The sequence below is a fragment of the Enterobacter cloacae complex sp. HYC003_NIDB genome (assembly GCF_056673375.1).
On sequence record NZ_CP114220.1, the window covers coordinates 480,447 to 502,328 of the forward strand.

18 protein-coding genes are annotated in these 21,882 nt (G+C 55.5%); 13 read left to right on the forward strand and 5 right to left on the reverse strand.

The features are described 5' to 3' along the window. Positions 1–11 precede the first annotated feature (11 nt). Positions 12–986, reverse strand: a complete 975-nt coding sequence (gene acuI / locus O1722_RS02305) for an acrylyl-CoA reductase (NADPH) (RefSeq protein ID WP_017382706.1) — start codon at positions 984–986, stop codon at positions 12–14. A gap of 184 nt (positions 987–1,170) precedes the next feature. Between acuI and csrD the strand changes: the two genes are divergently transcribed. The 8 genes from csrD (at position 1,171) to tldD (ending at position 13,444) form a co-directional block, all read left to right on the forward strand. Then, entirely contained in the window at positions 1,171–3,111 is a 1,941-nt protein-coding gene (gene csrD, locus O1722_RS02310; protein ID WP_479954424.1) for an RNase E specificity factor CsrD, read from the forward strand. A gap of 282 nt (positions 3,112–3,393) precedes the next feature. Continuing rightward, complete coding sequence (mreB, locus tag O1722_RS02315; protein ID WP_000913396.1) at positions 3,394–4,437, forward strand: rod shape-determining protein MreB; 1,044 nt, start codon at positions 3,394–3,396, stop codon at positions 4,435–4,437. Positions 4,438–4,499: 62 nt separating this feature from the next. After that, positions 4,500–5,516: a rod shape-determining protein MreC gene (gene mreC / locus O1722_RS02320; protein ID WP_003860400.1), complete on the forward strand. Its 1,017-nt coding sequence runs from the start codon at positions 4,500–4,502 to the stop codon at positions 5,514–5,516. Then, complete coding sequence (mreD, locus tag O1722_RS02325) at positions 5,516–6,004, forward strand: rod shape-determining protein MreD (RefSeq protein ID WP_003860402.1); 489 nt, start codon at positions 5,516–5,518, stop codon at positions 6,002–6,004. The genes mreC and mreD overlap by 1 nt, the downstream gene beginning before the upstream one ends. A gap of 9 nt (positions 6,005–6,013) precedes the next feature. After that, complete coding sequence (locus tag O1722_RS02330; protein ID WP_003860403.1) at positions 6,014–6,607, forward strand: Maf family protein; 594 nt, start codon at positions 6,014–6,016, stop codon at positions 6,605–6,607. Continuing rightward, entirely contained in the window at positions 6,597–8,066 is a 1,470-nt protein-coding gene (gene rng, locus O1722_RS02335) for a ribonuclease G (RefSeq protein ID WP_003860405.1), read from the forward strand. The genes O1722_RS02330 and rng overlap by 11 nt, the downstream gene beginning before the upstream one ends. Before the next feature lie 42 nt (positions 8,067–8,108). Continuing rightward, positions 8,109–11,915, forward strand: a complete 3,807-nt coding sequence (yhdP, locus tag O1722_RS02340; protein WP_033487764.1) for an AsmA2 domain-containing protein YhdP — start codon at positions 8,109–8,111, stop codon at positions 11,913–11,915. A gap of 83 nt (positions 11,916–11,998) precedes the next feature. After that, positions 11,999–13,444, forward strand: a complete 1,446-nt coding sequence (gene tldD / locus O1722_RS02345) for a metalloprotease TldD (protein ID WP_017382710.1) — start codon at positions 11,999–12,001, stop codon at positions 13,442–13,444. A 45-nt stretch (positions 13,445–13,489) separates the two neighbouring features. Here the strand turns inward: tldD and O1722_RS02350 are convergent, their stop codons facing one another. Next, positions 13,490–14,104: a YagU family protein gene (locus O1722_RS02350; RefSeq protein ID WP_017382711.1), complete on the reverse strand. Its 615-nt coding sequence runs from the start codon at positions 14,102–14,104 to the stop codon at positions 13,490–13,492. Positions 14,105–14,323: 219 nt separating this feature from the next. Next, on the reverse strand, positions 14,324–15,250 hold the full coding sequence (gene aaeR / locus O1722_RS02355; protein WP_017382712.1) for an HTH-type transcriptional activator AaeR: 927 nt from the start codon (positions 15,248–15,250) through the stop codon (positions 14,324–14,326). Between the two features lie 179 nt (positions 15,251–15,429). Here aaeR and aaeX point away from each other — a divergent pair, with 179 nt between their 5' ends. The 5 genes from aaeX (at position 15,430) to O1722_RS02380 (ending at position 20,405) form a co-directional block, all read left to right on the forward strand. Next, positions 15,430–15,633, forward strand: a complete 204-nt coding sequence (gene aaeX, locus O1722_RS02360) for a p-hydroxybenzoic acid efflux pump operon protein AaeX (RefSeq protein WP_033487763.1) — start codon at positions 15,430–15,432, stop codon at positions 15,631–15,633. A 7-nt stretch (positions 15,634–15,640) separates the two neighbouring features. Further along, positions 15,641–16,573 carry a p-hydroxybenzoic acid efflux pump subunit AaeA gene (gene aaeA / locus O1722_RS02365; protein ID WP_017382713.1) on the forward strand — a complete coding sequence of 311 codons (933 nt, stop codon included), beginning with the start codon at positions 15,641–15,643 and terminating at the stop codon, positions 16,571–16,573. 5 nt (positions 16,574–16,578) lie between these two features. Beyond that, positions 16,579–18,546 carry a p-hydroxybenzoic acid efflux pump subunit AaeB gene (aaeB, locus tag O1722_RS02370; RefSeq protein WP_003860418.1) on the forward strand — a complete coding sequence of 656 codons (1,968 nt, stop codon included), beginning with the start codon at positions 16,579–16,581 and terminating at the stop codon, positions 18,544–18,546. Positions 18,547–18,632: 86 nt separating this feature from the next. Beyond that, positions 18,633–20,087, forward strand: coding sequence for an NAD-dependent succinate-semialdehyde dehydrogenase (locus O1722_RS02375; protein WP_017382714.1), 1,455 nt, complete (start codon positions 18,633–18,635; stop codon positions 20,085–20,087). 45 nt (positions 20,088–20,132) lie between these two features. Beyond that, positions 20,133–20,405 carry a barstar family protein gene (locus O1722_RS02380; RefSeq protein WP_003860424.1) on the forward strand — a complete coding sequence of 91 codons (273 nt, stop codon included), beginning with the start codon at positions 20,133–20,135 and terminating at the stop codon, positions 20,403–20,405. Between the two features lie 59 nt (positions 20,406–20,464). Here O1722_RS02380 and yhcN read toward each other — a convergent pair whose 3' ends face one another. Together yhcN and argR are read right to left on the reverse strand one after the other, a co-directional pair. Further along, a complete protein-coding gene (gene yhcN, locus O1722_RS02385; RefSeq protein WP_006812160.1) occupies positions 20,465–20,728 on the reverse strand; it encodes a peroxide/acid stress response protein YhcN in 264 nt (87 codons plus the stop codon). 378 nt (positions 20,729–21,106) lie between these two features. Continuing rightward, positions 21,107–21,577, reverse strand: coding sequence for a transcriptional regulator ArgR (argR, locus tag O1722_RS02390; RefSeq protein ID WP_003860428.1), 471 nt, complete (start codon positions 21,575–21,577; stop codon positions 21,107–21,109). Positions 21,578–21,882: the final 305 nt, after the last annotated feature.

Genomic DNA, 21,882 nt, shown 5'->3' on the forward strand with positions numbered 1-21,882 from the left:
AAATTTGAAGATTAGGCGATTTTAACCAGCGCACGACCGTGGAACTGGTTGTCCATGATTTTACTGGCGAACTCTGGCGCCTGGCTCAGGGTAATCTCAGTGGCGCTCTGGTCAAAGAATGAGGCTGGCAGATCCTGCACCAGACGTTCCCAGGCCTCAGCCCGCCGCTCGGCTGGGGTCATGACCGAATCGACACCCTGAAGACGCACGTTACGCAGAATAAATGGCATCACCGTCGTCGGCAGGGCAAAACCACCCGCCAGTCCACAGGCCGCCACGCAGCCGCCGTAATTCATTTGCGCCAGCACCTTCGCCAGCACTTTGTCGCCGACGGTATCTACTGCGCCAGCCCAGACCTGTTTTTCCAGCGGGCGGGTCTCGGCAAATTCGTCGCGGCTCAGAATGCGGCTTGCGCCCAATTGACGTAGATAATCATGCGTACTTTCGCGGCCTGAGACGGCAGCGACCTGATACCCCAACTTGTGCAGCAGCGTGACGGCCGTGCTGCCCACGCCGCCGCTGGCGCCGGTGACGACAATTTCGCCAGAGTCAGGGCGGATCCCGGCCTCTTCCAGCGCCATCACGCACAGCATGGCGGTGAAACCTGCCGTGCCGATGATCATCGCCTTACGACCGTCCAGGCCTTTCGGCATCGGGACCAGCCAGTCACCTTTTACGCGCGCCTGCGCTGCCAGTCCGCCCCAGTGGTTTTCACCTACGCCCCAGCCGGTGAGCAGCACCTGCTGTCCGGCGTGAAAACGTGGATCTTCACTGGTATGTACGCGGCCTGCAAAGTCGATTCCTGGCACCATCGGGAAATTTCGGATGATTTTACCTTTTCCCGTAATGGCCAGCGCATCCTTATAGTTCAGGCTGGACCAGTCGATATCTACGGTCACGTCGCCCTCCGGCAGGCGGCTCTCCTCGATGGCTTGCACTGAGGCAACGGTTTTGCCGTCCTGCTGTTCTAAGATCAAAGCCTGCATACACGGTCCTCACTAGGTTTGATGATGGGAAAATACGTTCTGATGACTATACTCGCTCAATGAAACGCAGTGCCGATTTAACGCAATAAATTGCCAGATACGCCAGGTTTGGTAGTATGCCGCATTTGAAATGCAAGTTAGTGCTCACTTGCACCCCCCTTCAACCCACGGAGTAATCTCAAGGATGCGATTAACGACGAAGTTCTCAGCTTTTATCACCTTGCTGACGGGGCTGACCATATTTGTCACGCTAATCGGCTGCTCGCTGAGCTTTTACAATGCCATCCAGGATAAGCTGGTTAACCGGGTTGAATCGGTTGCATCGGTTATCGACACTCGCCTGATTGCAACCTCCTTCCCGGCGCTTTCGCGTGAGCTGGATGAGTTAATGGTGCCTGTGGATATCGTGCAGATCGACATTAAACAGGGGAAGCAGACCGTTTTCAGCCATACCCGCCAGGGCAGCTATCGTCCTGCCGGCACGGTAGATCAGTATCGGGACGTCACGGTTAATTCACTTAAACATCCGGGTATGACAATTCATTTGATGTACCAGGATCCGATGAGCAACTATTTACGCTCGCTTATGACCACCACGCCCTTAACCATCGCCGTTGCCTTTATCGTACTGCTGATTTTCCTCGCCGTTCGCTGGCAGCGTCGTCAACTTTCCGGCCAGGAGCTGCTGGAAACACGCTCCGTGCGGATACTGAATGGCGAACGGGGTCCACAGGTGCGGGGATCGGTTTATGAATGGCCATCACGCACCAGTAGCGCCCTGGACGTGTTGCTCTCCGAAATCCAGTTTGCCAGCGATCAGCGTAGCCGTATGGACACGTTGATTCGCTCTTACGCCGCGCAGGATAACAAAACGGGCCTCAACAACCGTCTCTTCTTTGATAATCAGCTGGCTACCCTTCTTGATGACCCCGAAAAGGTGGGTACGCATGGCGTGGTAATGATGATTCGCCTGCCCGACTTCGATCTGCTCCGTGATACCTGGGGTCAGCGCGTGGCGGAAGAGAACCTCTTTACGCTGATTAACCTGCTGTCCACCTTTATTATGCGCTACCCCGGCGCGTTACTGGCACGCTACCACCGCAGCGACTTTGCCGTCTTGCTGCCGCATCGCACCTTAAAGGAGTCCGAGAGTATCGCCAGCCAGCTGCTGAAAGCCGTCGATGCGCTGCCCCAGAGCAAAATGCTCGACAGAGACGATATGGTGCATATGGGCATCTGTGCCTGGCGCGGCGGTCAGTCGACGGAGCAGGTGATGGAACATGCGGAAGCGGCCACGCGTAACGCCGTATTGCAGGGGGCGAACGGCTGGGCAGTCTATGATGATACGCTGCCGGAGAAAGGGCGCGGCAACGTGCGCTGGCGAACCCTGATTGAACAGATGCTGAGCCGGGGCGGACCGCGCATCTATCAAAAACCGGCGGTCATGAAGAATGGTCATGTTCATCATCGTGAGCTGATGTGCCGTATTTTTGATGGCACTGAAGAGGTTATCTCCGCGGAATATCTGCCCATGGTGTTGCAATTCGGATTGTCCGAAGAGTATGACCGTCAGCAAATCACCCGTCTCATTCCGTTTTTATCGTACTGGCCTGAAGAAAATCTGGCTTTACAGGTGACCGTCGAATCGCTGATCCGTCCGCGTTTCCAGCGCTGGTTACGTGACACGTTAATGCAATGCGAAAAATCGCAACGCAAACGCATTATTTTTGAACTTGCAGAGGCAGATGTAGGTCAACACATCAGCCGGTTGCGCCCGGTAGTGCGTTTAATCAATGCGCTTGGGGCTCGCGTGGCGGTAACCCAGGCTGGTTTGACGCTGGTGAGCACCCGCTGGATCAAAGAGCTGGATGTTGAATTATTGAAGCTGCATCCGGGTCTGGTAAGGAATATTGAAAAACGCACGGAAAACCAGCTGCTGGTACAAAGCCTGGTGGAAGCGTGCAAAGGAACGCAAACGCAAGTATTTGCCACAGGCGTACGTTCACGTAGTGAATGGCAGATGTTGACAGAGCGCGGCGTGACGGGCGGTCAGGGGGATTTTTTTGCCGCCTCTCAGCCGCTTGACACCAATGTGAAAAAATATTTGCAAAGATACTCTGTTTGACCTGCCGTTTACTTTGTTTTCACGTAGAATATCGCGCCTGTAGCTTTGAGTAAGACGAGCATAAAAGCCAGTGAACGACCTTTAGTGGGTTACAAGTGAAAGTGAGGGACGCTGCTGTTTACTCAGCCCTGAGGGATTCAGGGGATGAATTTGTAACAAAGGAAACGTGCTGCACTAATTTTCACCGTAGCAGACGATTTTTGCGCCTTGTCGCTGCTGCGTGTGGTTGGTAAAGTAAGCGGATTTTGTTTTCCGCCCCAGCTTTCAGGATTATCCCTTAGTATGTTGAAAAAATTTCGTGGCATGTTTTCCAATGACCTGTCCATTGACCTGGGTACCGCGAATACCCTTATTTATGTAAAAGGACAAGGCATCGTATTGAATGAGCCTTCCGTTGTGGCCATTCGTCAGGATCGTGCCGGCTCGCCAAAAAGCGTGGCCGCAGTAGGTCATGATGCGAAGCAGATGCTGGGCCGTACGCCGGGCAACATCGCCGCGATCCGCCCTATGAAAGACGGCGTTATTGCTGACTTCTTCGTGACCGAAAAAATGCTTCAGCACTTCATCAAGCAGGTTCACAGCAACAGCTTCATGCGCCCAAGCCCGCGCGTGCTGGTGTGTGTGCCGGTTGGCGCAACCCAGGTTGAACGCCGTGCGATCCGTGAATCCGCTCAGGGCGCAGGTGCGCGTGAAGTGTTCCTGATTGAAGAACCGATGGCTGCGGCAATTGGTGCGGGTCTGCCGGTTTCTGAAGCTACCGGTTCTATGGTGGTGGATATCGGTGGCGGTACCACTGAAGTGGCCGTTATCTCCCTGAACGGTGTGGTCTACTCCTCTTCCGTGCGTATCGGCGGCGACCGTTTCGACGAAGCCATCATCAATTACGTTCGCCGTAACTACGGCTCTCTGATCGGTGAAGCAACCGCAGAGCGCATCAAGCATGAAATCGGTTCTGCCTATCCGGGTGATGAAGTACGCGAGATCGAAGTTCGCGGTCGTAATCTGGCTGAAGGCGTGCCACGCGGATTCACCCTGAACTCCAACGAAATCCTGGAAGCGTTGCAGGAGCCGCTGACCGGCATCGTGAGCGCGGTGATGGTTGCGCTGGAACAGTGCCCGCCAGAGCTGGCTTCCGATATCTCCGAGCGCGGTATGGTTCTGACCGGTGGTGGTGCGCTGCTGCGTAACCTCGACCGCCTGTTAATGGAAGAGACAGGTATTCCTGTCGTAGTTGCAGAAGATCCACTGACTTGCGTCGCCCGTGGTGGTGGCAAGGCGCTGGAAATGATCGACATGCACGGCGGCGACTTGTTTAGCGAAGAGTAGTCGGGTGTGAGAGGGTAGCAATTCGCTACCCTTTCTCTCTGACGCGAGAATACGCATAGCCTATGAAGCCAATTTTTAGCCGTGGCCCGTCGCTACAGTTTCGCCTGATCCTGGCGGTTCTGGTTGCGCTCGGGGTCATTATTGCCGATAGCCGCCTCGGTACGTTCAGCCAGATCCGAACGTACATGGATACCGCCGTCAGTCCTTTCTACTTTATTTCAAATGGTCCCCGTGAACTGCTCGACTCCGTGTCGCAAACGCTCTCATCGCGTGACCAGCTCGAACTCGAAAACCGTGCGTTACGCCAGGAACTGCTGCTGAAAAATAGCGAGCTGCTGATGCTGGGGCAATATAAGCAGGAAAACGCCCGTCTGCGCGAACTGCTCGGCTCGCCGCTGCGCCAGGATGAACAGAAAATGGTCACCCAGGTAATCTCCACCGTAAACGATCCGTACAGCGATCAGGTGGTGATTGATAAAGGCAGCGTGAACGGCGTATACGAAGGTCAGCCTGTCATCAGCGATAAGGGGGTCGTGGGCCAGGTTGTGGCGGTTGCCAAACTGACCAGCCGCGTGCTGCTGATTTGCGATGCCACCCATGCACTGCCGATTCAGGTGCTGCGTAACGATATTCGCGTGATTGCCGCCGGTAATGGCTGCACGGACGATCTGCAACTGGAACACCTGCCTGCCAACACGGATATCCGCGTGGGCGACGTGCTGGTGACGTCCGGTCTGGGCGGTCGTTTCCCTGAGGGCTACCCGGTTGCGGTTGTCTCTTCCGTGAAGCTCGACACTCAGCGTGCCTACACCGTGATTCAGGCGCGTCCAACGGCCGGCTTGCAGCGTTTGCGCTACCTATTGCTGCTGTGGGGCGCCGATCGTAACGGCGCTAACCCGATGACACCGGAAGATGTGCATCGCGTGGCCAACGAACGCCTGATGCAGATGATGCCGCAGGTGCTGCCTGCGCCGGATGCGATGGGTCCACCTGCACCCGTACCGGCTCCGGCGACGGGGTTAACGCAGCCGCTGCCGGATGCACCCCCACCGCCGCAAGTCTCGGGTGGAGGGCAGTAGTGGCCAGTTATCGTAGCCAGGGGCGCTGGGTAATCTGGCTCTCATTCCTCGTTGCACTGTTGCTGCAAATTATGCCCTGGCCGGACGACATTCTTGTTTTCCGGCCAAACTGGGTATTGCTCATTTTGCTCTACTGGATCCTTGCCCTGCCGCACCGAGTAAATGTCGGCACAGGTTTTGTGATGGGTGCCATACTGGATCTTATCAGTGGCTCTACGCTTGGCGTCCGCGCCTTATCCATGAGCATTATTGCGTATCTCGTCGCACTCAAATTCCAGCTCTTTCGTAACCTTGCGCTCTGGCAACAGGCGCTGGTAGTGATGTTGTTGTCGCTCGCTGCGGATATCGTTGTTTTCTGGGCAGAGTTTTTAGTGATCAACGTCTCTTTCCGACCGGAAGTGTTCTGGAGTAGTGTAGTAAACGGTGTGCTCTGGCCGTGGCTGTTCCTGCTGATGCGTAAAATTCGCCAGCAGTTTGCCGTGCAATAAAAGGTTTCTATGACGTCTTTGTATCTTGCCTCCGGTTCTCCGCGTCGCCAGGAACTGCTCGCGCAGTTGGGTGTCTCCTTCGAACGCATCGTTACCGGTATCGAAGAAAAACGCGCTGAGGGTGAAAGCGCTCAGCAGTATGTCTCTCGTCTGGCGCGTGAAAAAGCGCAGGCGGGCGTTGCATGCGTGCCGCGTGACTTACCGGTGCTGGGTGCGGATACCATCGTCATTCTCAATGGTGAGGTGCTTGAGAAACCTCGCGACGCAGACCATGCGGCGCGGATGCTGCGTAATATGTCCGGACAAACCCATCAGGTGATGACGGCGGTAGCGCTGGCTGATAGCCAGTACGTTCTGGATTGCCTTGTGGTAACGGAAGTGACGTTCAGAGTCCTCACCGACGAGGAGATCGCCGGCTATATCGCCAGCGGTGAACCTATGGATAAAGCAGGTGCATACGGTATTCAAGGGTTGGGTGGCTGTTTTGTCAGGAAGATAAATGGCAGCTATCACGCCGTAGTCGGCTTACCGCTGGTGGAAACGTATGAGTTGCTGAGCAATTTTAACTCACTGCGTGAGGGAAGGGATAATTATGACGGCTGAATTGTTGGTAAACGTAACGCCATCGGAAACCCGTGTGGCCTACATTGATGGTGGCATTCTCCAGGAAATTCATATTGAGCGTGAAGCGCGACGCGGAATCGTAGGCAATATCTACAAAGGTCGTGTCAGTCGTGTCCTGCCGGGTATGCAGGCGGCTTTTGTAGATATTGGGCTCGATAAGGCGGCGTTTTTACATGCCTCCGATATCATGCCGCACACCGAATGTGTGGCAGGCGAAGAGCAAAAGCAGTTTGCCGTGCGCGACATCTCTGAGCTGGTGCGTCAGGGCCAGGATCTGATGGTACAGGTGGTAAAAGATCCGCTTGGCACCAAAGGCGCGCGTCTGACCACCGACATCACCCTGCCTTCACGCTATCTGGTCTTTATGCCGGGGGCGTCGCACGTCGGCGTGTCACAGCGTATTGAGAGCGAAAGCGAGCGTGAGCGCCTGAAAAAGGTGGTCAGCGCCTACTGCGACGAGCAGGGCGGGTTTATTATCCGTACCGCGGCGGAAGGGATCAGCGAAGAAGATCTGGCCTCGGATGCGGCCTACCTGAAGCGCGTCTGGACCAAAGTGATGGAGCGTAAAAAACGCAACCAGACCCGCTACAGGCTGTACGGTGAGCTGGCGCTCGCTCAGCGCGTATTACGTGATTTCGCCGACGCCCAGCTTGACCGCATCCGCGTGGACTCCCGTCTGACGTATGAAGCCTTACTGGAGTTCACCGCCGAGTACATCCCGGAAATGCCGGGTCTGCTGGAGCATTACACCGGACGCCAGCCAATATTTGACCTCTATGACGTTGAAAACGAAATCCAGCGTGCGCTGGAGCGTAAGGTTGAGCTGAAATCGGGTGGCTATCTGATCATCGATCAAACCGAAGCGATGACCACCGTCGACATCAACACCGGCGCGTTTGTCGGCCATCGCAACCTCGATGACACCATCTTCAACACCAACATAGAAGCGACGCAGGCCATCGCGCGTCAGCTTCGTCTGCGTAATCTGGGCGGCATTATCATCATCGACTTTATCGATATGAACAATGAAGATCACCGCCGTCGCGTGCTGCACTCTCTGGAGCAGGCGCTGAGTAAGGACCGCGTGAAAACCAGCATCAATGGCTTCTCGCAGCTCGGTCTGGTGGAAATGACCCGGAAACGGACCCGCGAAAGCGTGGAACATGTCCTGTGTAATGAGTGTCCAACCTGCCATGGACGCGGAACGGTAAAGACGGTGGAGACGGTCTGCTACGAGATCATGCGTGAGATTGTCCGTGTCCATCATGCCTACGACTCAGACCGTTTTCTGGTCTATGCTTCCCCTGCGGTGGCGGAGGCCCTGAAAGGGGAAGAGTCGCACGCGCTGGCAGAAGTGGAAATCTTTGTCGGCAAACAGGTAAAAGTGCAAATTGAGCCGCTCTATAACCAGGAGCAGTTTGACGTCGTCATGATGTAAACGCAGTTCGCTGCGAGATTTAAGGCTGACAAGGAGAGACGCGTGAGGCGATTGCCGGGGATTTTACTGCTTACAGGGGCAACGCTGGTCGTGATTGTCGCGTTGCTCGTGAGCGGGCTGCGTCTCGCCTTGCCGCATCTGGACAGCTGGCGTCCGCAGATCCTGGCAAAAATCGAATCCGCCACCGGCCTGCCGGTGGACGTGAGTCATATCGAGGCAAGCTGGCAGAACTTTGGCCCGACGCTAGATGCCCGGGATATCAGCGCCGGCCTGAAAGATGGCGGCCACCTCAAAATCAAACGCGTCACCCTGGCGCTGGATGTCTGGCAAAGCCTGCTGCATCTGCGCTGGCAGTTTCGCGATCTCACCTTCTGGCAACTTCAGCTGATGACTAACACGCCGCTGCGAAGCGGCGACAGCGATCGGGGGCTGGAAACCAGCCGTATCAGCGATCTGTTCCTGCGGCAGTTCGATCATTTCGATCTGCGCGACAGCGAAGTGAGCTTTATTACTCTTTCCGGCCAGCGCGCTGAGCTGGCGATCCCACAGCTGACATGGTTAAACGGGAAAGATCGCCACCGCGCCGAGGGGCAGGTGAATCTCTCCAGCCTGAACGGGCAGCACGGCGTTATGCAGGTGCGGATGGATCTGCGTGACGACAATGGCTTGCTGAACAACGGCAGGGTGTGGCTACAGGCGGACGACGTGGACGTGAAGCCGTGGCTCGGTGAGTGGCTACAGCAGAACATGCAGCTGGAGACCGCGCGCTTCAGCCTGGAAGGCTGGATGACCCTGACGAACGGGACGTTCGCCAGCGGCGATATCTGGCTTAAGCAGGGGGGCGCGAGCTGGAAAGGGGAAAACCATCAGCATCAACTTTCCGTCGATAACCTCACCGCACACGTGACGCAGGATAAAGGCGGCTGGCAGTTCGCTATTCCGGATACGCGCATCTCCATGGATAACAAACCCTGGCCGCGCGGCGCGCTGACGCTGGCGTGGATGCCGGAGCAGGACGTCGGCGGGATAAACGGTAAACGCAGCGACGAGCTGCGTATCCGCGCCAGTAACCTGGATCTGACGGCGATCGAAGGGCTGCGTTCAATGGCCGCAAAACTCTCCCCGGAGCTGGGCGAAATCTGGCTGGCGACGCAGCCGAGCGGGCAGATAAACCGGCTGGCGCTGGATATTCCGCTCCAGGCTACGGAAAGGACGCGTTTTCAGGCGGCATGGAAAAATCTCGCATGGAAACAGTGGAAACTGCTGCCGGGTGCCGAGCACTTCAGCGGTAAACTGGAAGGAAGCGTGGAAAACGGCAGGCTGACGGCAGAAATGCAGGACGCGAAAATGCCGTACGAAACGGTCTTCCGTGCGCCACTGGAGATCGAAAAGGGAAATGCCACCCTCAACTGGCTGAAGAATGACAAAGGTTTTCAGCTCGATGGCCGCGATATCGATGTGAAAGCCAAAGCGGTACATGCCCGCGGTAATTTCCGTTATCTACAGCCTGAAGGCGATGAGCCGTGGTTGGGTATTCTGGCGGGCATCAGCACGGATGACGGTTCGCAGGCGTGGCGCTACTTCCCGGAAAACCTGATGGGGAAAGCGTTGGTGGACTATCTCAGCGGCGCTATTCAGGGCGGCCAGGCGGATAACGCCACGCTGGTCTACGGCGGCAACCCGCACCTGTTCCCGTATAAGCACAACGAAGGCCAGTTCCAGGTTCTGGTGCCTCTACGCAACGCCACCTATGCCTTCCAGCCGGACTGGCCGGCGCTGAAGAATCTGGATATTGAACTCAACTTCCTGAATGACGGCCTGTGGATGAAGACGGACAGCGTTGCGCTGGGCGGCGTAACGGCAAGCAACCTGACGGCAAACATCCCGGATTACTCCAAAGAGAAACTGCTGATTGATGCGGATATTAAGGGGCCAGGTAAAGCGGTTGGCCCGTACTTTGAAGATACGCCGCTGAATGACTCCCTGGCAGCCACCCTTCAGCAGTTGCAGTTAGATGGCGATGTGAATGCTCGCTTACATCTGGATATCCCGCTGGACGGTGAAATGACCACCGCCAAAGGCGACGTTCGCCTTAATAACAACAGCCTCTATATCAAGCCGCTGGACAGCACGCTGAAAAACCTCAGCGGTCAGTTCAGCTTTGTTAACGGCACGCTGAAAAGTGAGCCGCTGAAAGCGACCTGGTTCAATCAACCCGTCAATATCGATTTCTCCACCACCGAGGGCGATAAAGCCTACCAGGTGGCGGTCAATTTGGACGCGAACTGGCAGCCGTCACGCATGGATGTTCTGCCGAAGCCGATTGAGAATGCGGTGGACGGCGCGGTGTCATGGAATGGCAAGGTCGCCATCGACCTGCCTTATCATGCCGGTGCGCGCTATAACGTCGACATTACGGGCGATCTGAAAAACCTCAGCAGCCAACTTCCCGCGCCGCTGAATAAGAAAAGCGGTGAAGCATTGCCCGTCAACGTTAAGGTTGCGGGCAACCTTAACAGCTTCGATTTAACCGGAAACGCTGGTGGAACAAACCACTTCAACAGCCGCTGGCTGCTTAACCGCAAGCTGACGCTGGACAGAGCGATCTGGACGACGGACAGCCGTACCACGCCGCCGCTGCCGGAGCAGGCGGGCGTTGAACTGAATCTCCCGCCGATGGATGGTGCAGAGTGGCTGGCACTGTTCCAGAAAGGTGTCGGGCAAAACGTCGACCAAACGGCGCAGTTCCCACAGTCCATTACCTTGCGCACGCCTGCGCTGACGCTGGGCGGGCAGCAGTGGAACAACCTGAGTATTGTCTCCCGGCCGACGGTAAACGGCTCAAAGGTCGAGGCGCAGGGGCGTGAGATCAACGGTTCGTTGACCATGCGCGATCACGCGCCATGGCAGGCGGCTATCCGTTATCTCTATTACAATCCGACCTTTACGGCGTCTAAAGCAGAGTCGACAAGCACTTCTCCTGTCAGTGGCAGTGGGACGTCGCGCGTGGATTTCAGCGGCTGGCCCGATCTCCAGTTGCGCTGTGCGGAGTGCTGGCTGTGGGGGCAAAAATATGGCCGTATCGACGGTGATTTTGCTATTCAGGGCAATACGCTGAGCCTCTCTGGCGGGCTGGTGGATACCGGCTTTGGCCGCATGACTGCCGCTGGCGAATGGGTGAACAAACCGGGTGAACAGCGCACCTCGCTGAAGGGCGATATTAAAGGCAACAAGCTGGACGCCGCGGCTAACTTCTTCGGCATTAGCACGCCGCTTCGCGGATCGTCCTTCGATGTGAATTACGATCTGCACTGGCGCGCAGCGCCGTGGACACCCGATGAAGCTTCGCTTAACGGCATCCTGAAAACCCACTTCGGTAAGGGTGAGATTGCCGATGTGAGCACGGGGCGCGCCGGGCAGATCCTGCGTCTGCTGAGTTTTGACGCGCTGCTGCGCAAGCTGCGCTTCGACTTTAGCGACACCTTCAGCGAAGGTTTCTACTACGATTCCATTCGCAGCACGGCGTGGATCAAAGACGGCGTTCTGCACACCGACGACACGCTGGTGGACGGCCTGGAAGCGGATATCGCGATGAAAGGGTCAGTGGATCTCGTGCGCCGCGAGCTGGATATGGAAGCCGTGGTGGCGCCGGAGATTTCCGCAAGCGTGGGCGTTGCGGCAGCCTTTGTGGTCAATCCGATCGTCGGGGCGGCGGTGTTTGCGGCCAGTAAAGTGCTGGGACCGCTCTGGAGCAAAGTCTCGATTCTGCGCTATCGCATCACCGGGCCGGTTGATAAACCACAGATTAATGAGGTGCTGCGCCAGCCGCGCAAAGAAGCACAGCAATGATTTGACGTGGGCAGGTAATTGCCTCACTCTCAATAAATACGATCTTTATACCGCCACAGGCGGCAACGAACGAGTAGCAATAGATGAGTCTGAACCTGGTAAGTGAACATTTGCTCGCAGCGAACGGCCTGAGCCATCAGGACCTGTTCTCCATTCTTGGTCAACTGACCGAACGCCGCCTCGACTACGGCGATCTCTATTTCCAGTCGAGCTATCACGAATCCTGGGTTTTAGAAGACAGCATCATTAAAGATGGCTCTTATAACATTGACCAGGGCGTCGGCGTGCGCGCCGTCAGCGGCGAAAAAACCGGTTTTGCCTATGCAGACCAGATAAGCCTGGCCGCGCTGGAGCAGAGCGCGCAGGCGGCGCGAACCATCGTGCGCGATACGGGCGACGGACGGGTGAAAACGCTGGGTGAAGTGCAGCACGCTGCGCTCTATACCAGCATCGACCCGCTGCAAAGCATGAGCCGCGAAGAGAAGCTGGACATCCTTCGTCGCGTGGACAAAGTGGCTCGCGCGGCGGATAAACGCGTGCAGGAAGTCTCTGCCAGCCTGACCGGTGTTTATGAACTGATCCTGGTGGCGGCGACGGACGGTACCCTGGCGGCGGATGTTCGCCCGCTGGTGCGTCTCTCTATCAGCGTGCAGGTTGAAGACGACGGCAAGCGCGAGCGCGGCTCCAGCGGTGGCGGCGGTCGTTTTGGTTATGACTGGTTCCTGGGTGATGTCGACGGCGAAGCCCGCGCGGATGCATGGGCAAAAGAAGCCGTGCGCATGGCGCTGGTCAACCTGTCTGCCGTGGCTGCACCCGCCGGTACGTTGCCGGTGGTACTGGGCGCAGGCTGGCCGGGCGTGCTGCTGCACGAAGCGGTCGGTCACGGCCTGGAAGGTGATTTCAACCGTCGCGGGACGTCCGTATTCAGCGGTCAGATGGGGCAGCTTGTCTCCTCCGAGCTGTGTACCGTGGTGGATGATGGCACCATGCTCGACCGTCGCGGCTCGATTTCTATCGACGATGAAGGTACGCCGGGTCAGTACAACGTGCTGATCGAAAACGGCGTACTGAAAGGCTACATGCAGGACAAGCTTAACGCGCGCCTGATGGGCGTTGCGCCGACGGGTAACGGCCGTCGTGAATCCTACGCACATCTGCCGATGCCGCGCATGACCAATACTTACATGCTGCCGGGCCAGTCCACGCCGCAGGAGATTATCGAATCCGTTGATTACGGTATCTTCGCGCCAAACTTTGGCGGCGGTCAGGTGGATATCACCTCCGGCAAATTTGTCTTCTCTACCTCAGAGGCGTATCTGATTGAGAAGGGCAAAGTGACCAAAGCGGTGAAGGGCGCAACCCTGATTGGCTCCGGCATTGAGGCCATGCAGCAGATTTCCATGGTCGGTAACGACCTGAAACTGGATAACGGCGTGGGCGTTTGCGGCAAAGAGGGCCAGAGCCTGCCTGTGGGCGTCGGTCAGCCTACGTTGAAAGTGGATAATCTGACGGTGGGCGGCACGGCCTGATCTTAGGATGCTTAAAAAAGGCGCTACAGATGTAGCGCCTTTTTTTTAACGTAAGTTACCCAGCGGTATCTCTGGATCAGGCTCGTGAGTAATGCGGTTACGCAAGTCACGACGAATGATTTCGATCGACCAGAACCAGACCAGATGCCCCACGATCTCTGACACGTGTTCATACCACGGCAACTCAAGCAGCGGTGGCGTCAGACCCATCAGCGGGAAGGAGATCATATGCACAAAAAGCTGGGCTAACGCACCCGCCAGCAAACCCTGCCAGAGTTTAATTTTCGGAAAGACTTCCGCAACAACGCAATACCCCACAGCGAAGACGATTGAGAAAATAATATGGGTCACACCGACCCAGTTAAATATATGTCCGGCAAATGTATAAACGGCTGCGTTAGGATCAGCAACGCCCAGCCAGTCGCGTAAAAATACATAGGGAGGGTTTAAAAAATTGCGGGAGCAGTCAATCTGGCTTGCGGCTCTTATTAATTGCTCAGGTCCGCATGCGCCGGTGAATAAATCGGTGGGACTGCGTGGCGGAAGTGGCACTTCGGCTCCCCATTTGACAAACGCGGAGACGATCCCTGCAATTAAACCGATGAACGCGGCGAGTCCATAGCGCCTGCGTGAAGGCGGTGTTTGTTCGAATATATTCATCTCTTTTCCTTGTTTAACGTCATCCTGCGAAATACATTTTATTATTCATATTGGTAACAAATATATAACAGTCTGATGTTCAGACTGCTTATAAGGTAAATGGCGGGTGGCGGGAGTGTCAATTAGCCATTCCTGAGAGGAGGGCGGAAATATTCCTGGATGAATGTGAGTGCCATCCGGGGAATATTCATGCCAGATATGATTATAGCGATTACTTTATTACTCCTTTCTTCTGCCGCGCATCCCCTGAAACAGCTCCGCCACTTCGACAAAATACTCGGTCAGATAGTTAATACACACCTGTACTTTGAGAGGCAGTTTGTCCTTCTCGGTATACAGAGCGTAGACCGGACGTGGATCGGACTGGTAACGCGGGAAGAGGATCTCCAGTACGCCGCTGTTGATCTCATTGATCACCCACATCAGCGGCACGTAAGCGATCCCGGCCCCGGCGACCAGCCAGCGGGAGATGGTCATCGGATCGTTGGTGACGAAGCGGCCTTCAGGCAGCAGTTTAGTGGAAAGCCCTTCCGGCGCGATCAGTTCAAATTCGTTATCTGGCCGAACGCTGTATTCCAGCCACGAGTGGTTGCTCAGGTCGGCAGGTTTTTCCGGCACGCCATACTGTGCCAGATAGCTTTTCGAAGCGCAGACCACCATCGGCATGCTGCCCAGTCGACGCGAGAACAGGCTCGAGTCCTGCAACGCGCCAACGCGGATCACCACGTCTAACCCATCGGCAATCAGGTCCGGTGCCGGAATGCCCGTTACCAGATTAACGGTTAAACCGGGATACTCTTTCAGCATTTCCGCCGTCATGGCAGCGAGAACATTTTGTGCCATAGTTGAAGAACAACCGATACGCAGCGTGCCGATAGGCGTGTTGTTAAAGGCATAGAGCTGCTCGTGAACATCCTGCACCTCATGCAGCATTCGACGGCAGCCCTGATAGTAAATTTTACCCGCTTCCGTCAGCCCGATGCTGCGGGTGCTGCGGTTGAGCAGCTTCACCTGGAGCTCATCTTCCAGTTTTGACACTGTCTGGCTAATGGATGAGACGCTCATTTGTAGCTGACGTGCTGCGGCGGTAAAAGAGCCTTGCTCAACCACTTTCGCAAATACGGACATGCGTTTTAGACGTTCCATTATTCACTCTGGCTTAAAAGTGATTTAGATCACATATGATAGATAACAGCATAACAGTTACGTTAATATATTATTAATTACATAACGGCTGCGCCACTCTCGCCCGGCAATTCTTGCTCTCCTGCGGCGGCGCGAGCTTAAAAATCCAGTAACCTGCACTCTCTTTAATCAAGGTCAACATGAGTCTGTTTCCCGTTATCGTGGTGTTCGGTTTGTCGTTCCCACCGATATTTTTCGAGCTTCTTTTATCACTGGCGATCTTCTGGCTGGTGCGCAAGGTGCTGATCCCTACCGGGATTTATGATTTCGTCTGGCATCCTGCATTGTTCAATACCGCGCTGTATTGCTGCCTGTTCTATTTAATATCGCGCATGTTTGTCTGAGGTTGATGTGAAAACGCTAACAAGAAAAATCTCCCGCACTGCCATCACTATGGCGCTGGTCATCCTGGCGTTCATCGCTATTTTTCGCGCCTGGGTTTATTACACCGAATCCCCGTGGACGCGCGATGCGCGTTTCAGCGCGGAGGTGGTCGCGATAGCGCCCGATGTCGCCGGTCTCATTACGGCGGTCAACGTCCACGATAACCAACTGGTGAAAAAAGATCAGGTGCTGTTCACCATCGACCAACCGCGCTATCAAAAAGCGCTGGAAGAAGCGGAAGCCGACGTGGCGTATTACAACGCGCTGGCCGCTGAAAAACGCCGTGAAGCAGGTCGCCGTAACAAGCTGGGCATCCAGGCTATGTCCCGGGAAGAGATTGACCAGTCTAATAACGTGCTGCAAACCGTGCTGCATCAGCTGGCAAAAGCGCAGGCGACGCGCGATCTGGCGAAGCTCGATCTGGAACGTACCGTTATCCGCGCCCCGTCCGATGGCTGGGTGACCAACCTCAACGTCTATGCGGGTGAGTTTATCACGCGCGGCTCAACTGCCGTGGCGCTGGTGAAACAGAACTCCTTCTACGTCCTCGCCTATATGGAAGAGACCAAGCTGGAAGGCGTGCGTCCGGGCTATCGCGCCGAAATCACGCCGCTCGGCAGCAACCGGGTCCTGAAGGGAACCGTGGACAGCGTGGCCGCGGGGGTGACCAACTCCAGCAGTACCAATGATACAAAAGGGATGGCGACCGTCGATTCTAACCTCGAGTGGGTTCGCCTGGCGCAGCGCGTACCGGTACGCATTCGTCTGGATGAGCAGCAGAGCAACCTCTGGCCCGCAGGCACCACCGCGACGGTGGTGATCACGGGTGAAAAAGACCGTGATGCCAGCCAGGATTCTATCTTCCGTCAAATCGCCCATCGCCTGCGCGAGTTTGGTTGATCGCTATGGGCATTTTTTCCATCGCCAGCCAGCACATCCGCTTCGCCGTGAAGCTGGCATGCGCCATTGTGCTGGCGCTGTTTGTTGGCTTCCATTTCCAGCTTGAAACGCCGCGCTGGGCCGTTCTGACCGCCGCGATCGTCGCCGCCGGTCCAGCCTTCGCGGCGGGTGGCGAACCTTACTCCGGGGCAATTCGCTATCGCGGGATGCTGCGTATTATCGGCACCTTTATCGGCTGTATCGCCGCTCTGACCATTATCATCCTGATGATCCGTACGCCGCTGCTGATGCTGATTGTGTGCTGTATCTGGGCGGGTTTTTGCACCTGGGTCTCTTCGCTGGTGAAGGTGGAGAACTCGTACGCCTGGGGTCTGGCGGGGTATACCGCGCTGATTATTATCATCACCATTCAGAGTGAACCGCTGCTTGCTCCGCAGTTCGCCGTCGAACGTTGTAGCGAGATTGTCATTGGTATCGTCTGCGCGATTGTCGCAGATCTGCTCTTCTCTCCGCGATCCATCAAGCAGGAAGTCGATCGTGAGCTGGACGCGCTGATTGTTGCTCAGTACCAGCTTATGCAGCTGTGCATTAAGCACGGCGACAGCGAAGAGGTCGACAAGGCCTGGAGCGCGCTGGTGCGCCGCACGCAGGCGCTGGAAGGGATGCGCAGTAATCTCAACATGGAGTCTTCCCGCTGGGAGCGGGCCAATCGTCGTCTGAAAGCGATCAATACCGTCTCGTTAACGCTGATCACCCAGGCGTGTGAAACCTACCTGATTCAGAACACCCGCCCCGAAGTGGTAACGGATACTTTCCGCGAACTGTTTGATGAGCCCGTGGAGACGGTGCAGGACGTGCATCGACAGCTTAAACGCATGCGTCGTGTGATTGCCTGGACAGGAGAACGGGATACGCCAGTCACCATTTATACCTGGGTTGGCGCCGCAACGCGCTACCTGCTCCTGAAACGCGGCGTGATTAGCAACACCAAAATCAGTGCGGCGGAAGAAGAGGTATTGCAGGGCGAAGTGGTGATCAAACCGGAGTCCGCCGAGCGCCACCATGCGATGGTTAATTTCTGGCGTACCACCCTGGCCTGTATACTCGGCACGCTGTTCTGGCTGTGGACCGGCTGGACGTCCGGCAGCGGCGCGATGGTGATGATTGCCGTCGTCACCGCACTGGCGATGCGTCTGCCCAACCCGCGCATGGTCGCGATCGATTTTCTGTACGGCACCATTGCGGCGTTACCCATTGGTGCGCTCTACTTCCTGGTGATTATTCCCTCGACGCAGCAAAGCATGCTTTTGCTCTGCATCAGCCTGGCGGTGATGGCGTTCTTTATCGGGATTGAGGTACAAAAACGCCGTCTGGGATCGTTGGGTGCGCTGGCGAGCACGATTAACATCATCGTGCTGGATAACCCGATGACCTTCCATTTCAGCCAGTTCCTGGATAGCGCATTAGGTCAGCTGGTGGGCTGTTTCCTGGCGATGATGGTGATCCTGCTGGTGCGGGATAACTCTCAGGCGCGGACAGGGCGTGTGCTGCTGAATCAGTTTGTGTCGGCCGCCGTATCGTCATTGACTACCAACACCGCGCGGCGTAAGGAGAACCACCTGCCGGCGCTCTATCAGCAGCTGTTCCTGTTGTTGAATAAATTCCCGGGCGATGTCGCCCGCTTCCGCCTGGCATTAACCATGATTATCGCGCACCAGCGTCTGCGGAACGCGCCAGTGCCGATCAACGATGATTTGTCCGCTTTCCACCGCCAGCTACGGCGAACGGCGGACCATGTGATATCGGCATCGAGTGATGACAAACGTCGCCGCTACTTTAAGCAACTGCTGGAGGAACTGGATATCTACCAGGAGAAACTGCGGATCTGGGAAGCGCCGCCGCAGGTTACCGAGCCGGTAGAGCGGCTGGTGTTTATGCTGCACCGCTACCAGAATGCGCTGACAGACAGCTAACGAAGAGAAAACCGACGCCAAAAGCGTCGGTTTTTTTGTGGCTATACTTATTCTTGCAGGTTCAAACATTCAGGAAGGGAGGACACATGACAACCCAGGCTCTTCAGGACAGTATTCTTTTTCAGACCGGGTATCTGGTTAACGGTATCTGGAAAACACTCGACACCACGTTTGATGTGCTAAACCCGGCCACGGGCGAGGTGGTCGCGAAAGTGGCGAAAGCAGGGAAAGCCGAAACCGAAGAGGCCATTGCGGCCGCGACGAAGGCCTTTCCCGCATGGCGCGCAAAAACGGCAAAAGAGCGCTCCACGATCCTCTATCGCTGGTATGAACTGATTATCGAGAATAAAAGCTGGCTCGGGCGACTGATGACTACCGAGCAGGGCAAGCCGCTGAAAGAGGCTGAAGGTGAGGTGGACTACGCTGCCAGCTTCATTCAGTGGTTTGCCGAGCAGGCCAAGCGCGCCAACGGTGAAATCATTCCTCCGGTTAAACCCGGCTCCCGTATTCTGGCCACTCGTGAACCTGTCGGGGTGGTTGCTGCTATCACGCCATGGAATTTCCCGATGGCCATGCTCACCCGTAAGCTCGGCCCGGCGTTGGCAGCAGGATGTACCGGCGTCATCAAGCCTGCAAACAACACGCCGCTGAGCGCCTTTGCGCTGCTGACGCTGGCGAAGCAGGCCGGTGTGCCGGATGGTGTGCTGAATGCGGTCGCGGGGAGCACCTCAGAAATTAGTGACGCCATTATGGCCAGCCATGACGTGCGCAAAATCTCGTTTACCGGATCAACCGCCGTCGGGAAAACACTGGTTCGCAATTCCGCAGAGACCATGAAAAAGGTATCGATGGAGCTGGGTGGTAATGCGCCATATATCGTTTTCGAGGACGCGGATATTGAGGCCGCCGTCAAAGGTGCCATTGCCAATAAGTTCCGTAACGCCGGGCAGGTCTGCGTCAGCGTAAACCGTTTCTATATTCAGGAGACGGTCTATGACAAGTTTGTCAATCAACTTGCCGATGCGGTGAAGGCGCTGAAGGTGGGTAACGGTCTGGACGAGGGCGTCGTTGTCGGCCCGCTGATTGAGCCTTCGGCTGTCGAAAAAGTCCGTGAGCACGTCGAAGATGCGGTAGCGAAGGGCGCCACGGTGCTGGCTGGGGGTAAACCGCACGAACTTGGCGGCAACTTCTGGATGCCAACCGTACTCGGTGACTGCCATGAAGGCATGAAGCTGGCAGAAGAGGAGACCTTTGGTCCCGTTGCCGCTTGCTTCCGCTTCACGTCGGAAGACGAAGTGGTTATGCGCGCTAACAATACGCCTTACGGGCTGGCAGCCTACTTTTATACCCAGAATCTCTCGCGCGTGTTCCGCGTCTCGCAGGCCATTGAGAGCGGCATGATCGGAATTAACGAATGTGCTGTCTCGACCGAACTGGGTCCGTTTGGGGGCGTAAAAGAGTCCGGGCTGGGCCGCGAAGGGTCCGTGCTGGGGCTGGAGGAGTTTCTGGAAGTCAAAACCCTGCATATCGGGGGATTATAATAGACAGGGCGGCATTTGCCGCCCGCCTGTACCGGGTGGCTGGCAATGAAAATTTATACCTTTGATTTTGACGAAATTGAGAGTCAGGAAGACTTCTATCGCGAGTTTATTCGGGCGTTCGACCTGGAGCGGGGCAGCGTAAGCAATCTTGATATGCTGTGGGATGTGGTTACCGGCGATCGTCTGCCGTTACCGCTGGAAATCGAATTTACCCATCTGCCTGAAAAACTACGCAGACGCTTTGGTGCATTGATTTTATTGTTTGATGAAGCGGAGGAGGAGCTGGAAGGGCAACTGCGTTTCAACGTGCGCCAGTGATAAAAAAGCCCCTGACCGGGAGGTCAGGGGCAAGTCGTATGATGAGATACGACGAGGGTTTATTTGTACAGTTCTGCGGTAGCGTGCCAGTGGTCGCCACTGCGCGCTTCGATGATGCGATAGGATGACGCACCCTGTTCTTCCGCTTTTTTGTTCAGCATTTCGTGCATGTCCATCGGAGACGTACCGATGGCGCCAACAGAAACAGTCCCGATAGCCTGACGGGATTGTGCCTGTTCAGCATTGATGGTGTCGGCTGCAAACGCACCGAATGACAGGACTGACAGTACGCTCAGGGCAGCTACAGTGGTTTTAATTTTCATGATTATTTACCTCGTCAATTATTTTACTGGGGTCTTTGTTCTGTGACCCTCATCACAAAATCAAGTATACACTAATCACGCAAAAAATTAATACCAGACTAATGGTTTCGTCTGTTATTACGCGTTAAAAAATTCATTTTTTATAACGAGAATGCATAAAAAAGGGCGTCACAATGCGAGGTTTGTGGTTTTTTATTATTTAAATCAAAGGGGTATGGTAATTTGATTTTTTGTGCGATTTTGCGGCAGATCATTCACTGAATGAATGTTAACAGGCGGTAAAAAGCACTATTTGCAAAAGTAGCAGGCAGAGAAAAGCAGGGTAAAACGCGGTAAAAGCAGAATGATCCCCGCAGCCAGGCGCTACGGGGCAGACAATTACAGCTCCTGTTCGAACAGGACCAGAATCGCTTCGTAGAGGTCTTTCACCGAGAAACCATTTGCCGGGGTGGTAAAAATGGTGTCATCGCCGGCGATGGTCCCGAGGATCCCCTCTGCTTTACCCAGCGAGTCCAGCAGGCGGGCAATCAGCTGGGCTGCGCCCGGGCTGGTGTGGATCACGACCACGGCATCGTTATAGTCGATGTCCAGAACCAGGTTTTTCAGCGGGCTGGAGGTCGTTGGCACGCCAAGTTCAGCAGGCAGGCAATAAACCATTTCCATTTTGGCGTTGCGCGTACGCACCGCACCAAACTTGGTTAACATGCGAGAGACCTTCGACTGGTTGATGTTGTCGAAGCCTTGTTCCTGCAACGCCTGAACAATTTCTCCCTGAGAACTGAATTTCTCTTCTTTGAGTAGCGCTTTAAACGCCTTCACTAATTCTTCTTGCTTAGACGAGCTTCGCATAAGTCACCCGGAATATGACGATAGAAACAACATTATTATGCATGTGGATGAATTTTTATGCAAATTATCTACCTGGCACCAGGCTGAAATAATGTTATGAAAGGGAGAGATTTTATCAGATTTCGTTATCGGAAAACATGCCTGGGTCACGCCGCGCAAATAAGCTTAAAAGTAAATTAAATGTTATCAAAATGATGTTGTTTTGGTGGCGTGGCAGGGTGTATTGTAACCCCCTCTTAATTCGTTGTTGCCTGCATCCCGATAGTATTCAGGTGAAGGCGAAAGACGTGCGACCTCAAATTCTT